The organism is Blastomonas sp. CCH9-A1 (genome assembly GCF_001557175.1).
Lineage (GTDB): Bacteria > Pseudomonadota > Alphaproteobacteria > Sphingomonadales > Sphingomonadaceae > Blastomonas > Blastomonas delafieldii_A.
The window spans coordinates 1-15919 of record NZ_LSHM01000006.1; the positions used below are offsets into that span (position 1 = coordinate 1).

General features: G+C 66.5%; 10 protein-coding genes. 3 read left to right on the top strand and 7 right to left on the bottom strand.

The window, feature by feature from the left end:
- Positions 1-123: 123 nt before the first annotated feature.
- On the bottom strand, positions 124-741 hold the full coding sequence (locus tag AX725_RS02415; RefSeq protein ID WP_208598055.1) for an ankyrin repeat domain-containing protein: 618 nt from the start codon (positions 739-741) through the stop codon (positions 124-126).
- Positions 742-861: 120 nt separating this feature from the next.
- Between AX725_RS02415 and AX725_RS02420 the strand changes: the two genes are divergently transcribed.
- From AX725_RS02420 to AX725_RS02430, 3 genes are all read left to right on the top strand, one after another.
- A complete protein-coding gene (locus AX725_RS02420) occupies positions 862-1473 on the top strand; it encodes an SCO family protein (RefSeq protein ID WP_060979620.1) in 612 nt (203 codons plus the stop codon).
- On the top strand, positions 1461-1898 hold the full coding sequence (locus AX725_RS02425; protein WP_060979619.1) for a YcgN family cysteine cluster protein: 438 nt from the start codon (positions 1461-1463) through the stop codon (positions 1896-1898). Before AX725_RS02420 ends, AX725_RS02425 begins: the two co-directional genes overlap by 13 nt.
- Before the next feature lie 111 nt (positions 1899-2009).
- Positions 2010-2753 (top strand): M48 family metallopeptidase, encoded by a 744-nt coding sequence (locus AX725_RS02430; RefSeq protein WP_060979618.1) that lies wholly within the window; start codon positions 2010-2012, stop codon positions 2751-2753.
- Between the two features lie 128 nt (positions 2754-2881).
- Here AX725_RS02430 and AX725_RS02435 read toward each other — a convergent pair whose 3' ends face one another.
- From AX725_RS02435 to nadB, 6 genes are all read right to left on the bottom strand, one after another.
- Positions 2882-3169, bottom strand: a complete 288-nt coding sequence (locus AX725_RS02435) for a type II toxin-antitoxin system RelE/ParE family toxin (RefSeq protein ID WP_060979617.1) — start codon at positions 3167-3169, stop codon at positions 2882-2884.
- Positions 3166-3414: a type II toxin-antitoxin system ParD family antitoxin gene (locus tag AX725_RS02440; protein ID WP_060979616.1), complete on the bottom strand. Its 249-nt coding sequence runs from the start codon at positions 3412-3414 to the stop codon at positions 3166-3168. The genes AX725_RS02435 and AX725_RS02440 overlap by 4 nt, the downstream gene beginning before the upstream one ends.
- A gap of 58 nt (positions 3415-3472) precedes the next feature.
- Positions 3473-7162, bottom strand: a complete 3690-nt coding sequence (locus AX725_RS02445; RefSeq protein WP_060979615.1) for an SDR family oxidoreductase — start codon at positions 7160-7162, stop codon at positions 3473-3475.
- A gap of 43 nt (positions 7163-7205) precedes the next feature.
- Positions 7206-12698 (bottom strand): AMP-binding protein, encoded by a 5493-nt coding sequence (locus tag AX725_RS02450; protein ID WP_060979614.1) that lies wholly within the window; start codon positions 12696-12698, stop codon positions 7206-7208.
- Positions 12699-12897: 199 nt separating this feature from the next.
- Positions 12898-13980, bottom strand: a complete 1083-nt coding sequence (locus AX725_RS02455; RefSeq protein ID WP_060979622.1) for a serine hydrolase — start codon at positions 13978-13980, stop codon at positions 12898-12900.
- A gap of 332 nt (positions 13981-14312) precedes the next feature.
- The gene (gene nadB / locus AX725_RS02460; RefSeq protein ID WP_060979350.1) at positions 14313-15917 is read right to left on the bottom strand and encodes an L-aspartate oxidase; all 1605 of its coding nucleotides are present in this window, start codon (positions 15915-15917) and stop codon (positions 14313-14315) included.
- Between the last annotated feature and the right edge of the window lie 2 nt (positions 15918-15919).

Consider the following 15919-nt stretch of genomic DNA (forward strand, 5'->3'; position numbering starts at 1 on the left):
GGGGGGTGGAGGGGCAGCGGGTGCGCGCGTACAACGAGCCGCTATGCCATCCCGCTTCCCCTCCACCCCCGACCTCTGGTCGGCGGTCCCCCTCCCCGAGACGAGCTCGGGGAGGATTTTGGTTTACCCCGTCGGACCGAACACCTTGGGTGCGTCGGTGCCCGCCTTGCGGTCCTTGTCGCTCGACGTGATCGCCTCGAGGATCTGCGGGTTGCGGAAATCGCCATTGGCATAATCGCGCGCGGACTGGCCTGCGATCGTGTCCTGCTTGTCGGGATTGGCACCGTTCTTGAGCAGCAGGCGAACCATGGCGAGGTCGCGCAGCTGCACCGCGCGGATCAGCGCGGTCTCGCCCGAATTGTTGGTCGCATCGACCTGGGCCTTGCGGCCAAGCAGCGTTTCGGCACCGTCGACGAAGCGCAGATTGGTTGCCAGCATCAGCGGCGTCACCCCGTTTTTGTCGCGCGCATTGGGGTTCGCCCCGCGCTGCAGCAGAAACCCCATCCAGGTCAGGTCGCGCCGCGCGGTGACGATGTGCAGCGCGGTCTCGCCGCTGGTAATGTCCTTGGTGTTGACGATGGTGCTGCCCGGCTCGTTGAGCATCTGCGTCGCCTTGTCACCATCACGCTCGCGCACGGCCTTCAAGAAATTGTAGCTGTCCGAAAACTGGGCCTGGGCAGCAACGGGGAAGAGCAGCGCAAAGGCCAGAACTGCCGACCACAGGCGCGAAAAACGGTTCATTCGGGGTGTCACAGGGTCCATGATCCTTGATATGCTGGCATCGGGAACGCGGCCAGTGGAGCTGCCGACCGCAATGCCCCCTTGAAAGCGCCTGCATAGCAGAGCAGAGACGAACCTGTCATGAACAAATCCCTTTTTCCCGCCCTCGCCGCCGCGCTCGCCCTGGCGTTTCCGCTGTCCCTGACCGCGTGCGACAGCACCGCTACCAAGCCCGAAGCCCCGCTCGATGGCGCGAAGATCGGCGGACCGTTCACGCTGACCGATCAGGACGGCAAGACGGTGAAGGACAGCGATTTTGCGGGCAAATATCGCATCCTCTATTTCGGTTACAGCTATTGCCCCGATGTGTGCCCGGTCGATCTGCAGAAGATCGCCGCCGGTTTTGCCAGGTTCGAAAAGGCCCAGCCCGAGCGTGCGAAGGCGATCCAGCCGATCTTCATCACCATCGATCCCGAGCGCGATACGCCTGCGGTGCTCAAGCAATATGTCAGCGCCTTCCACCCGCGCCTGATCGGCCTCACCGGCACGCCTGAACAGATCAAGGCGGTCGCCGACGCCTATCTCGTCATGTACAAGGCGCAAAAGCCCGCCGGACCCGATCCCAAGGCCTATCTGGTCGATCACAGCCGCCAGGCCTATCTGATGGGCAAGCAGGGCGAGCCGATCGCGCTGCTGCCCTATGACGAAAGCCCGGAAGCGATCGCTGCCGAAATCGACAAATGGACCAGCTGACCCCCTTCTGGGAAAGGCCACTGGCGAGCCTCGATCGCGCGCAATGGGAGGCCTTGTGCGACGGTTGCGGCAAATGCTGCCTGCACAAGGTCGAGGATGAGGATACGGGGCATATCTACCCCACCAATGTCGCCTGCCGCCTGCTCGACACGCGCACCGCGCGCTGTTCCGACTATCGCCACCGGCGCGCGCTGGTGCCCGATTGCCTGCGGCTGACCCAGGGCAATGTCGGCTCGATCGCCTGGCTACCCTCGACCTGCGCCTATCGCCTGCGCGCCGACGGCCTGCCGCTGCCCGACTGGCACCATCTGCGCACCGGCAGCGCTGCCGCGATGCACGCCGGCGGGCATTCGGTGATCGGCCGGGTGATTTCGGAGGTGCATGCAGGTCCCATCGAAAACCATATCATCGAGAGCGAATTGTGATCGGACCGATCACCCTCACCCTTCCGGCGCTTCGCGCCTCCCTCCCTCTCCCATCGGGAGAGGGAAGGGGCCCGCGCCGCCAGGCGTGGGAAGGGTGAGGGCGATCCGCCTATGCCCATAGCCCGCCTTCTCCTGCGAAAGCCCGCCGCGCCGCAAGCACCGCAACGCCTGACCATCAACGGCCGCGACTATGCGCTGGTCGTTCGCCGTCACCCCCGCGCGCGCGCCATCCGGCTGCGCACCGATCCGGCCAGGGGCGCACTGCTGCTGACGCTGCCTCGCCACGCCCGGCTCGGCGAGGGCATCGCCTTTGCCCGCACCCAGGCCGACTGGATCGAGGCGAGCTTTGCGCGCGCCGGCACTAGCACGCCGATCGAGCCCGGCGCGGTCATCCCCTATCGCGGGCAGCCACACAGGATCGATTGGGACGCCGCGCATGGCCGCACGGTCATCGCTTCCGACGCCACCATCCACGTCGGTGGTGCGCGCGAGACGCTCGAACCGCGCCTCACCCGCTGGCTCAAGGCCGAAGCCAAGCGCCTGTGCACTGCCGATCTCGCCGATTACTGCGCCCGCGCGGGCATCGCGACGCCATCGCTCGCGCTCAGCAGCGCCGCGCGCCGCTGGGGCAGCTGCTCGGCGAACGGCACCATCCGCATCAACTGGCGGCTGATCCTTGCGCCGGACATGGTCCGCCGCTCGGTCGTCGCGCACGAGGTCGCGCACCTCAAGCATATGAACCACAGCCCGGATTTCTACGCCTGGCTCGACCACCTGTTCGAAGGCGACCGCAAGTCCGCCGACCGCTGGCTGAAGGCGCATGGGCGCAGTCTTTATCTGGTAGGCGGGGGTTGAGGCTGCGACTTCTCGCGACCATCGGCGCACAGGTCCCTCGACGTCGCTCGGGAACTCGGAACGTTGGCAAGGTGCCTTGCCCCCGTCCGTTTGTCCCGAGCGAAGTCGAGGGACGCCATGGACAACCGCTACAAATTCCGTTCCACATCCTGGGCACCGTGCAGAACCCGAACGACGACGATCCTCTCGGCCTCGCTGCGGAAATAGATCATGTGCGATGCCATCCTGCATTTCAGCAATCCGGGACGAACATCGACCGGCCTGCCTGATCTATCGTCCCGCGCCAATGCCTCGCACAGCTTGCGGATATCATCGGTGTACCGATCCGCCTGATCTTCGCCCCAATGGTCTGCGCTATAGTCCCAAATGGCCTCGATATCGGCTTCCGCAGCAGGCAGGAAGACGAGCGATCTCACCGCGCGGCGCGCTCCGCCCGCTTGCGCGCCTTCAGAGACTCGAAGTCGATCGGGCGCGGCTCGCCGGATTGCTCTCCCTCGATCAGCGCCTCCTGCAAGGCACGCACCTTGGCCTCATGCTCTTCGAGCAATCGCAAACCGGCGCGGACCACGTCGCTGGCCGAGCCATAGCGACCGGTCCGAACCTGCTCGGCGATGAAGCCGGAGAAATGATCTCCGATCGTCACGGAGGTGTTGCGTGCCATGTTCAGCCTCGTGGTGGTACAGGGCTGCCACGATATACCAAAAAGTATTACACCACAATCACACCGTCATCGACGTACCCCTGTAGATCCGCGCCCTGTACCGCGAATCCTGCGCATCGGGCAGCGGGGCGCCGACCAGCAGGACCGCGCGGGCGAAGCGCTTGAGCTCTTCCTGATGCTCCACCGCGTTGCGCGGTTCTTCCGAACGCACCCGCCGCGTCAGGTTGATCTGGTTGGTCGGCACATCATGCACCAGCCGCTCGTTCTCCACCGCCAGCGTCGCGGTAAAGGCATGCAGTGTCGTCTTGACGAAATTGGCGAGCGCGAACGCCGGGCCGCTCTGGCCGAAGGGCACGTCGGGCGAGACCAGCACCAGCTGGCAGCCGTCATAGAGCGAGGCCTTGCGCGAGACGCGGAAATGCTGGGTCAGGTTTTCCTCGCACAGCTCCCGGAACTCCTCGGGCTCGAGCATCGCGCCTTCCTCGAACAGCCGGTCGGGCAGGCCCGCCATCGGGGTCGAGACGACCGTGGTGGGGCGGCCGAAATCGGTGAGCGCCTGGTCCATCGCGCTTTCGACATCGCCGCCGCACACGCGCACGGTGACCTTGTCGGCGATCTCCTGGTCGAGCAGAGCGAGCACGCTCGCGCCGCCGGCCTCGCTGCGGGTGAGCAGCACCAGCTTTGCCACGCCCAGCCCGCCGATCAGATGGTTGGCGGTCTCGGCGATATAATCGGCGAGATGCTCGCCGATCACCCACACGGTCTTGCCCTTCATCTGCTCGAGCCGCTCCTGCTTCGGGCTGCCGAACATCTCGCGCTCGGTGTACGAGCGTTCGACGCTGAGCCCGCCCGAGGGCATGAAGGTCTCGCCGCTCACCGCGCGATCGGCAAGGTAGAAGACCGTCGCCTGCGCGACCTCGCTTTCCTTGGGCATTGCGCCCAGATGCAGCTGCGACAGTACGCCGCGCCCCACCTTGTCCGCCTCCTTGCCGATGCGCTCTTGCGGCAGGTACGGCATGTCGTCGGGCGGCAATGCCAGCAGCCAGCCGGTGCGGCCTTCGGCGCTCGCGCTGCGCTGCTGCCATTCGTCATGCGCGAGCAGATAGCCCGCAGAAGCGAGCCGCATCAGCAGACGGCCGGCAATATCGGGGGTGAGCAGATAGCGGTCCCAGGTGCAGATGCCGTCGCCCTCGCGCGCGAGTTCGAGGCACAGCAGCCGAAGCGGATCGGGGGTCGAGCGGTCGTGGCTCAGATAGCCGGTATCGTTGCGCGCCAGACGACCAAGCACATGCGGTACCTCCGCGCCTTCGCGGATCGATTCGATCACCGCCGCATAGATCGCGTTCAGCCGCTTGTTCTCGAGGATCAGCCGCGCACGGCGCAGGAACAGGCCGGGCTTGCCGCCGGTGCCCGAGAGGCGGTCGCCATCGACCGGGCCGGGTGCGATCGCGTTGACCTGGATTTCGGGGCCGAGAAAGCGCGAGAAGCTTTCCACCATCGCGCGCTGCCCCGCCTTGGACACGGCATAATCGGCACGGTTGGGATAGGCGACGGCGAGGAATTTCTCGCCGCCGAAATAGCTCGACACGTTGAGGATATAGCCCGATCCCTGCCGCTTCATGATCGGCACGACATAGTGCATCAGTAGGTAATTGCTGATCAGGTTCGCGTCCAGCGTCCAGCGCCACATGTCGAGGCTCATGTCGATGACCATGTCCTCCGCGCCTGCGACGCCGGCATTGTTGATCAGGTAATCGATCCGCCCGAACTCGGCCATGGTCGCATCCGCCGCGCGGCGCAGCGAATCGAAATCGCTGACATCGACATCGGCCATGATCTTGACCCGGCGCTCGACGCCTGAGAAACCCACATCCTGCAGTTCGCCGACGATCCGTTCGCGCGCGGCCTCGAGCTCGCTGGCGCGGCGCGCGACCATCATCACCTTGGCGCCCGCAAGCGCGAGCAGCCGCGCGACCTGGCCGCCAATCCCCGCCGATCCGCCGGTGATCATCGCCACCTTGCCCAGATGCAGCCCGGTGATGTTCTCGGCAAAGCCCAGCATCGCCCGGCGCGCGCCCGTTTCCTCGCCGATATTGGCGGGAAGGTAGAGTGAGGTCTCGGTGATCTTCTGTTCCTTGAAGACGATGCGCGTCGCATGGCCTGCGGCAAAGCGTGTGTTCTCGTCCTCCTCGTTGGTATAGCGCACGATCTGGTTGCCCCAGGCGGCGCGCTTCTGGCGGCCCTGCGCTAGGTCGACACGCGATTCATCGCGCCAGATGGTGATGAGCTGCGCGATCGCGGCGGTGAGGATGCGGCCCGCCTTGTTGCCCTTGCCGTCGCTGGGGCCGGACATGAACACGAAGCGCGGGTCCTGCATCAGATCGGTTCGGCCCTTCCAGTAGCGGCGCAGCGTGCGCGCGATGGCGATGGTGCCGGTGAGCTCGACATCGATCAGCGCATCGACCTCGGCATCGCTGGCCTCGACCAGCGAATCGCCGAAATGCCCGGCGGGCTTGACCGGCAGCACGATCGCGCTGTGGATCGCGCCATGCGCGTCCGAATAGGCGCGGATCGCCGCTTCCATGCCCTCGGGCTCGGCGCGGTTGAAGCGCATGATGGTGAGGCCCTCTTCCGCTCGTTGCGCCTTTACCCGTGCCTCGGCCTGCGCAACATCGACCTGGCGCGTCATGCCCAGCAACACGCGTGCGCCGCATGCCGCCTGGATCTTCGCCATTTCGAGCGCATCTTCCCACGCCTCGCCCGCCGCGATCAGCACGGTGAGGCCCGCTCCGTCCAATGAGCGCATCGACGGGCGCGTCATATAGGTCGAGCGCGAATCCTTGCGCACCTGCATGCCGTGGGTCACGTCGATCTCGTTGCCGTTGAGCGCCGCCGATTCATCGCTGGCGAGGAACAGGCAGGCATCGGCAATATCGCCGGGCACGGGCAGCGTCTTTTGCTTCGCCGCGTCGCCGACCGCGCGTTCGAGCGTCATGCGGCCCATGAAATGGTTCGCGGTGGTGTTCTCCGGCTCGCCCTGCAGTGCGTCCATCGCGGCGAAGACGGTGCGGATGCGCTCGCTCTCGATCGGGCCGGGGAACACGGTGTTGACGCGGATGCCGGACGCGCCGAGCTCCTTGGCCAGCTCCTGGCTCAGCGCATTCAAGGCCGCCTTGGGCACGACATAGGCGGTACGGCCATAATAGCGGGTGTGCGAGAAGATGGTCGAGATGTTCACCACCGATCCGCCGACCGGCATGATCGGGGCTGCAGCGCGGGTGAGGTTCCAGCTGACGCCCAGCAAGTTGCGCATCGCATCGGCGACGGTTTCGGTATCACCGTTCGCGGTCATCTCCTCGCGGGTCAGCGGGACGTTCTCGAGCGTCTGGCGTGGGCCGGCAGAGCCCGCATTGTTGACCAGAACGTCGATCCGGCCGAGCGCCGCCTTGACCTGATCGATCCCGGCGCGCACCGAGTCCGGATCGGCCCCGTCGAGGATCACGGTGAACACCCGCGCTTCCTCCACTCCGGTCTCGTCGAGCAAGGCCTGCTTCGCCGCCGCCAGCCGCTCTTCGGTGCGTCCGGTCATCACCAGCGTCGCGCCCTCGGCGATGAAACGGCGGATGATCGCGCCGCCCAGATTGCCCGCAGCCCCGGTGACCAGGGCCACCTTGCCCGCGAGCCTGCCCGTTGCCGCCTTGCCGCCAGCGGGATCGACCTTCGCGCCCCTGCCCTTGCCTGCCGTCATGTCTTTATCTCCTGAAACGCCCGATCAGGGCGATTGGCTGGGGTCAATCCCTGGGGAGGGTGGATGTGCTGGCCCAATATTCGAGCAGTTCGTCGCGGCTGCGCAGGCCCATCGCGGGCAGCGCGTGGTTGACGACATAGGTCGCCCCGGTGTGCCGGTTGTCCCACATCGCCTGATGCGCCTCCGGCAGGCCGTCCCAGTCGACGACCAAAGGCTCGGTGACCGAGAGCAGCCCGCCCGCGATCATGGCGTTCATCACCGTCACCTCGTGCGCGTTGCACAGGTGCGTGCCGAAGATGTTCGCGGTGGGCATGATGATCCGGCGTTGCCGCGTCCAGACCTGCGGGGCGTAGAAGGTGTAGCGGCGGCCTGCCATCTCCTCGGCATAGACCACGCGCCCGCCAAAGGGTTTCACCAGCGAGGTCGACACGCCGAGCGAATCCTGACCCGCGCGCTCGATCACCAGATCGGGCACGCCGCGCGGATTGCCCGGCGATCCCAGAATCTTGCCGATCGCCGTACCGAACGGCTTCATCGTGTGCTGCTGATAGCGGCGCACACCCTCCTTGAACCGCTCGATATCAGCGCGGGCATCGGGCAGGCGCGGCAGGCTGTCGGGCCAGACGAATTCGGCATCACGGCGCTTCAGCCCTTCCAGGCTGATGATCCCCTCGACCGATTCCTCGAGCCCCAGCGACTGGAGGAATTCGCGCTGCCCGTCGGTGGTGGTGACGATGACGGTGCGCGCCTTGTACAGCCGCGCCGCCTCGATCATCTCCAGCCCCAGCGGATCGGCGAGATCGCGGCTGCCGGGACCGTAATAGAGCAGCACCGATTCCCCACCACGCAGTTGTGCGCGCGCCAGCATGTCCGAAGGCGCGGCGCTGCCAGGCTTGCCCATGAAGCTGAAATGATAGCCCGAGGACGCGCCGTAAAAGGCAAGCGTGCCATGCTCCTCCAGCAGCTGGAAGCTGCGCGGAAAGGCGCTTTCGCCCGCATGGCTGACGACGAAATCGGCGAGCCTGCCGCCGTTCATCCGGCGATATTCCTCGAGGATGCCCTCGCCCTCGCGCTCCCAGGCTTTCGCCGCTTCGGGATCGTCGGGCACGGGGGTGAAGGCCCCGGCAAAGCGCGGGTCCTTGCGGTTGATCGCCCCGACCGCGCCCTGTTCCTTGACGAACGCGGCGCGGCTGTCGCTCGAGACCATGCCGGTCGCCTTGAGCCCCGACTTGATGCTCGATTTGAGCGCATCGAGCCCGGTGCCGGTGGCCGATCCCTCGACGAAGATCGTCCTGCCCGGCACGATCTGCAGCGTGGTGAACAGGCAGCGGGTGATGGTGCCCAGGTTCAGCACATAGCTGCCCGCCTGTTCGAGCGTCAGGTCGGGCGGCACGCGGTGGAGCTGCGGCCCCTGCACGTTGAGGAACTGCGCATGGCTGCCGGTCTTGGTCTCATAGCCCTGGATGGCGAAGCCTGCGAACATCGGGTCGTCGCCTGCTTGCGGTGACAACAGGTCCGAGGTGCCCGAATAGACGACCACCATGTCGCCGACGCGCAAGCGGCCTTCGGCCTTCACCTCGCTGCCCAATGAGGCGACCAGCGCCAGCCCGCCCGATCCGGTGATCTGGACGTCCTCGTCATGCGCGTCGAAGGGGGAGACGGGAATGCCGGTGAGCGCCCAGATATCGTTGAAATTGACCTCGCTGGTCAGCATGTAGACGAGCGCCTCGTTCGGCTCGGGCGCGACCACGGGCACGATATGCTCGCGCTCATGGCTCGCCGGAGGCCCGAAGCGCGGTGCGCCGGTATCAGGGTCGCGGCTGATGCCGAAGGCGAGCTGTTTCGGCGGAATCGCGGTGACGCCCGGATAGAAGGGCGCACCGACGGCAAGCAGCTGTCCGCTCGCGATCATCGCCGCCTTGTTGCCCTCATGCTCGTCGTCGATCCACACGCCGTTGCGGCGGACGGGGAGCGGCGGCGACTGCTTGTCCATGAACTGGCGGATGCCGGTCTTGCCGCCTTCGGGATCGATGATCGCTTCGGCGAAATGCTCGCCTTCCCGCTTGAGGCCTGCGGCCATGCCCTGGGTCCAGCCGGTGCGCACCGCATCGAGCGCGCGTCTTCCCGCCTCGCCCCGGCCTGCCCAATCGAGCTGCTTGAGGATGCGTTGCAGGAAGGCGTCTTCGAGCACCGCGTCGAGATCGATATGCGCGGCATGGGCCCAGCGCTTGGTCATCGCCTTGCGGTCGGCAAAGGCCTTGCCCAGCGGGCTTTCCGCCCCGTGCCGGGCATATTCGCGCACCATCGCATGCGCCATGCTCAGCACATCGTCGCTGCCATCGGCAATCTGCTCGATCGCGCCGAGCTCGAGCGCTTCCTGCGCCCCGATCGCGCGCCCGCCGAGGATCAGGTCGAGCGCATCGCGCAGGCCTTCGGCAGCGCGGCGCTCGGCGAGCAGGCGCGGCAAGCGCTGCGTACCGCCATAGCCGGGCAGCAGCCTGAGGTTGATCTCCGGCTGGCCGAAGCGCGCCACCGGCTCTGCGATGCGATAATGGCAGGCGAGCGCGAACTCCATGCCGCCGCCCAAAGCCACGCCCTGGATCGCCGCGATGCACGGCTTGCCCATGTTCTCGATTCTAGCGAAGGCCAGCTGCGCGTTGTTGGGCAGCACACCCGCCTCTTCGACGCTGTTCACCTCTTCGAGCATCTGGCGGATATCCGCGCCGGCAACGAACGAGGCGGTGCCCTGGCCTGTAAATACCACCGCGATCACATCGTCCTTGCGCGCGAGATGCTCGACCACGATCACCAGCTCGTCGATCGCGCGTTCGTTGAGCGCATTGACCGGCGGATTGGTCACGGTGACCGTCGCGACCCGGCGCCCATCGCCCAGATCGTTGTACTGGATGAGGAAATAGCGATAGCGCTCGAACAGCGCCTGATCCTCGGCGAGCTGCTGCTTGCGCTGCCAGGCGGCGACGGCGGACTTGAGCGCGTCGATGCTCTCGGGATTGCGCAGCGTCGAGGTGTCGCCGATATCGCCGCCCTCGACGATCGCGCGCACCATGCGGCGCATGTACTTGCCCGATCGGGTTTCGGGAAATTCTGCGACCTCGAGAAAATCCTGCGGCACCGCGACCGCGCCCTTTTCGGTGCGAACGAGGTCGGTCAGGCGGCGGCGATCGTCCTGGGTCAGCCTGCGTCCGGCGATGGTGGTGACGAACGCGATCGGCGTCGCCCCCTTTTCGCGATGCGGTGCGCCGACGACCAGCACGTTGCCCACCGGAGAGCCTGGATCGAGCGTCTTGTCGCGCAGGATCGCGCCCTCGATCTCCTCGGTGCCGATGCGATGGCCCGAAACGTTGATGACATCGTCCGACCGGCCATGGAGCGAGAACGACCCGTCCTCGTGCCGGATCGCGAAATCGCCCTGGGTATACGCCCAGGTGCCCTTCCACCGGCCCCAATAGGTGGATGCGTAACGGGCGGCATCCCCGCGCCAGAGCGGGTTGACGCGGATGCCGCCCGACGCCGGTTCCAGCGTGAACTGGTCGGTATCGCCCCAGATGGTCCGGGTGAGATAGGGATAGGGCAACGCGATGACGATCTCGCCCTTCTCGCCGTTCTTCGCGCGCCGCCAGGGCACGCCGCCCGGCTCCTCGCGCTCCAGCCCGAATTCGAGATCAGGCGCATCGGGGTCTTCCACCCAGACATCGCCGACGATCCAGGGCAGCGGATAGGTGTGCGCGTCGGGGCGCAGCGGGAAATCGCTATTGCCGTAGAAATGCGTCCAGGCGATGCCGCCATGTTCGGTCGCCCAATAGCTGTTGATATACCAGGGCGTGACATGCTCCATCGCGAAGGCCTGGACCGCAGGCGAGGTCGGCTCGGCGCAGAAAGTCGCGACCTTGAGCGAGGACATGTCGTAGGCCTGGATGTCCTTCAGATTCTCCGGATCCTGCATCACGCTTTTGAGGAACGTGACGCCCGCCTTGAAAATCTGCACCTTGTGCCGCTCGATGATCGAGGCGAAGCGGCCGGCATGCGGGAAGACGGGCGACCCTTCGGTGATGATCGTCGTCACCCGGCACAGCAAGGACCCTGCGATCAGATAGCTCTGCCCGGTGATCCAGCCCGGATCGGCGACGACGAACATGACATCGCCGGGCGCGGCGTCGAACGCCACCGGCATGGTCGCCGCAACACCCGCGCAATAGCCGCCATGCACGTGCACGACGCCCTTGGGCTTGCCGGTCGAACCCGAGGTATAGATGATGAAATTGGGATATTCGGCATCGACCGGCAGCGGCCTCGACACCGACCAGATAGCAGCCACGAAATCGGCATCGGGGAGTGCCAGCAATGCGGCGTCATCGGCGACGTCGAGCCCGAGCGCGCGCGCAGCCTCGAGGATCTGCTCGCCCGCCTGGGCGGTAAGGTCATGGCTCCAATGGTCGCGGTGCGCGTTCCACACCAGATCGGGCTGCGCGGTATGGCGCACCACCACCACCGCCTCGACGCGCGGCGGCGAATCGACCAGGGCAGACGCGATCGCCATGCGCAGGTTCGCCGCCTGCGCGGCATTGAGCGCCGAGCCCTGGGCGAGATCGTCGAGCGCCCGGCCGACACCGCGCATCACGTCTGACCGTTCGACCGTGACCTCGCCGTCGAGCAGTTCCATCACCGCGCCGGTAATCGCACCGCGCACCTTGTCATCGGCCTCGTTCGCCGGATCGGCCAGCGCGCCGGCGAGCAGCGCCATCGCGGTGCCGACGCCGATGAAATTGTCGAGCGCCGGATCGGTATAGCTCGTCTTGAACGGCACCATCTGCGCGTTGCGATAGCTGCCATCGGCGGTGATGACGATTCGCGCGCCTGCATCGGCGATGCGATCGGACAGGGTCTTGTCGCTGAACCCGCCGAATACCGGCGTGTAGATGATGCCTGCGCGCTTGGCGCCCTCGGTCCAGTAGATCTGCGCCGGGATCGAGGGCATGTTGAGCGCGATGCGATCGCCCGCCTTGAGGCCCAATGCGGCCAGCGCCAGCGAACATTTCGCAGCTTCGAGCATCAGCGCCTTGCGGCTGACCGGGTAGCAATCGACCGGGCCGCCGCGGCCGTTGTCCGACGACATGTTCCAGCGGTCGCCCTCGAAGATCAGCGCGGTCTCCGCACCGTGCCCGGCGAGCACGTGCCGGTCGACCTCGTTAAAGCCGCTATTGGTGAAGGCGCCCTCGAACCAGCGCCAGTTGGGAGGGTTGTCGGCATTGAGCCCGCGTTCCCAGGGGGTGTAGTCGGCGGGCAGGTCGAGACTGCGCGGTTCGCCGGTCGCTGCATCCCATCCGGTCCAAGCACCGGCGTCGCGGTCGAAAAAGCCCCAGGCCTGCTCATCAGGCAGATACCAGCAGATCGACGATCGCGCCTGATCGCCATGAAAGCCGCCCGGATCGGCGATGCACGCGTTGCGCATGGCGGTCCAGCTGGCCGAATCGGTCAGAGGATTGGCGCGCGGCGGAACGGCAGGTGATGCCACCATCTGGGGGGCGGTCAGAGGACGGGCCTGGACAGGCAGGTGGAATGGGGGAACGACATGAGTTCGCAGCTCTCCTGCCGTCCCGGTCTATCGCGATTCCCAAATCGCAAATGCCGGATGCGGCGAACGAAACAAATGTCTCCCGCCCTTCGGATAACACAATGTTTCGTGGAGCGGTAGCGCTGATTACCCCGCGCGCCGATCAGCGCTGGTGCCAGCGCCCTACCGCGCGCGACACCGCCTGCATCAGCTGCATGCGCGCCGGGATGCTTGCCGTGGTCTCGGCGAGCATGACCGCTACGGCATAGCGGGTTCCATCGGGCGCGGTCATGATGCCGACATCGTTATAGCCGGTCGAAACCGGGGGCAGATCCTGCCCGGTGCCGGTCTTGTGCAGGAACTGCCAGCCCGCAGGAACCCCCGCTTTCAGCCGATTTGGGCCGCTGCGTGTACGGCCAAGCGTTTCGAGCATCAGCCGGGTGGAGCTCTGCGAGAGCAATTCGCCGCGTGCCAGCCGCGCGAGCGCATCGACAATGCCTTCGGGGCTCGCCCCGTCGATCGGATCGGCAACATAGGCCGACAGAAGATTGCGCCGCCGGTCGAGCGGGACGCGCTCGCGCGCCGCCTGGAAGGCACGCCCGGCCGAGAGTTCCTGCCGCCATTCGACCCCCGCGATCGAGCTCTGCAGCAGGCGCTCGCCGGGTCCGAAGCGGATATTGGCAAGGCCCTTGCGGCGCAGGAAATCCTGCACCGCGCCGGGGCCCCCGGCGGTGCGCAGCAGCGCATCGTTGGCGCTGTTGTCGCTCGCGGTGAGCGCCTCGTTGATCAGCGAGCGCACCGTTTCGCGCACCACACCCTCGCGCGACACGCGCGCGGCGAGCGGCTGGTGGAACAGCGTCAGGTCATTGGCGGTGATCGTGACTTCCTGATCGAGCGATACCTCGCCGCGATCGACCTTTTCGAGCACGGTCATCGTCACCCAGAGCTTCGAGACGCTCTGCTGCGGGAACAGCTCGCCGCCGCGCTGGCCGATCACCCAGTCGCCATCGATGCGGCGCACCGCGATGCCGGTCTTGCCGGGAAAGGTCCGCCACAGTTCCTGCAGCTCGTCGCGCAGCCCCTGCGGCACGACATTGGCCGCACGCGGCGCGAGCGGCGGCGGCACCGCCTGAACGCGCGCAGGCGCAGGCGGCGCGGGGCGCGGCTGCGCGACCTGTTTCGGCGTCGATACGCATGCCGACAAGGCAGCGGTGGCGAGGATCAGGACCAGCGGACGGGCGACCATGCAGGGCTTTCTAGCAGCATCTTCGGGTTTGGCGACCATGCGGACTGACAGATGTATCCGCGCTGAAGCGGTCTAGCCACGGGTTCCGCATGCCGGGCCGCTTTTGCGGCGAACCCGGCGCTGGGCGCGATGAGCAGTGCCAATCCCCGCGCAATGGGGAGATGTCGGCGCTCTCGCCTCTCCCTCGATGGGAGAGGCAGCGAAACTTGCCAGCTTGCTGGCTGGTCGCAGCGATGAGGGTGGTGGCGCGGCCAGGTGCCAAGTCGCAAGGACCGCACCATCCGGCCCGGTTACCCCCACCCAGCCCCCCATCAAGGGCGAGGGCATTGGGGTCAGGGAACCAGCACGGTATCTTCTGCGACCGGCAGCAGGCCGGGATAGTCGCTGTTATAGTGCAGCCCCCGGCTTTCCTTCCGTTCGAGCGCGGAGCGGACGATCAGGTCTGCGACCTCGATCAGGTTGCGCAACTCGACCAGGTCGGGGGTGACGCGGAAATTGCCGTAATATTCCTCGACCTCGCTGCGCAGCAGCTCGATCCGGTGCCGCGCGCGCTCGAGCCGCTTGGTGGTGCGGACGATGCCGACATAATCCCACATGAAGCGGCGGATCTCGCGCCAGTTGTGCTGGACGACGACCTCCTCGTCCGAATCGGTGACGCGGCTTTCGTCCCAGGGCAGGATCTGAGGTGCCGGGCCGAGCTCGTCCCAATGTTCGATAATGTCCTTCGCCGCCGCATCGCCGAAGACGAAACATTCGAGCAGGCTGTTGGACGCAAGCCGGTTCGCGCCGTGCAGCCCCGACTGGCTGACCTCGCCCGCCGCATAGAGTCCCGGCAGGTCGGTGCGGCCGTTGAGATCGATCAGCACGCCGCCGCAGGTATAATGCTGTGCGGGCACCACCGGGATCGGATCGCGGGTGATGTCGATGCCGAGGCCCAGCAGCTTGTCGTAGATCGTCGGGAAATGGCCCCGCACGAATTCGGGCGGCTGATGGCTGATGTCGAGATGCACGTAATCGAGCCCCAGCCGCTTGATCTCGTGGTCGATCGCACGCGCGACGACATCGCGCGGGGCGAGTTCCAGCCGCTCGTCGAAATCGCCCATGAAGCGATAGCCGGTCTCGGGGATCAGCAGATGCCCGCCTTCGCCGCGCACGGCTTCGGTGATCAGGAAGTTCTTGACGTCGAGATTGTACAGGCAGGTCGGGTGGAACTGCATGAATTCCATGTTCGAGACGCGCGCGCCCGCGCGCCATGCCATGGCGATGCCGTCGCCGGTCGCGCCCCTCGGCGCGGTCGAGAACAGATAGGTGCGCCCCGCCCCGCCGCTCGCCAGCAGCGTCGCACGCGCGGTCAGCGCCTCGACATGGCCAGTGGCGCGGTTGAGCGCATAGGCGCCCCAGATGCGCCGGTCACCCGCAGGCGAGACGCGGTGCCGGTCGGCGATCAGGTCGATCGCGACCATGTCGGGCAGCAATGTGATGTTCGGGTTGGCAAGCGCCGCGCGTTCGAGCGCCTGCTGTACCGCCCAGCCGGTGGCATCGTCGACATGCACGATGCGCCTATGGCTGTGCCCGCCCTCACGCGTGAGGTGCAGGTCGTCGGCATGGTCGCCGCTGCCGCCTTTGCGGTTGAACGGTACGCCGAGATCGACCAGATGCTGGATCGCTGCCGGAGCGTTCTCGACCACGAATTCGACCGTCTCGCGCCGGTTGAGCCCGGCGCCCGCGACCATCGTGTCCTCGATATGGCTTTCGAACGTGTCGCCCTCTTCGAGCACCGCCGCGATGCCGCCCTGCGCCCAGGCGGTCGATCCGCCCGAAATGTCGCCCTTGGCGAGCACCAGCACCCGGCAATGCCGCGCGAGGCTCAGCGCCGCGGTCAGCCCCGCCGCGCCCGATCCGATAATCAGGACATCGTGATCCTTGCCCCCCGCCATGG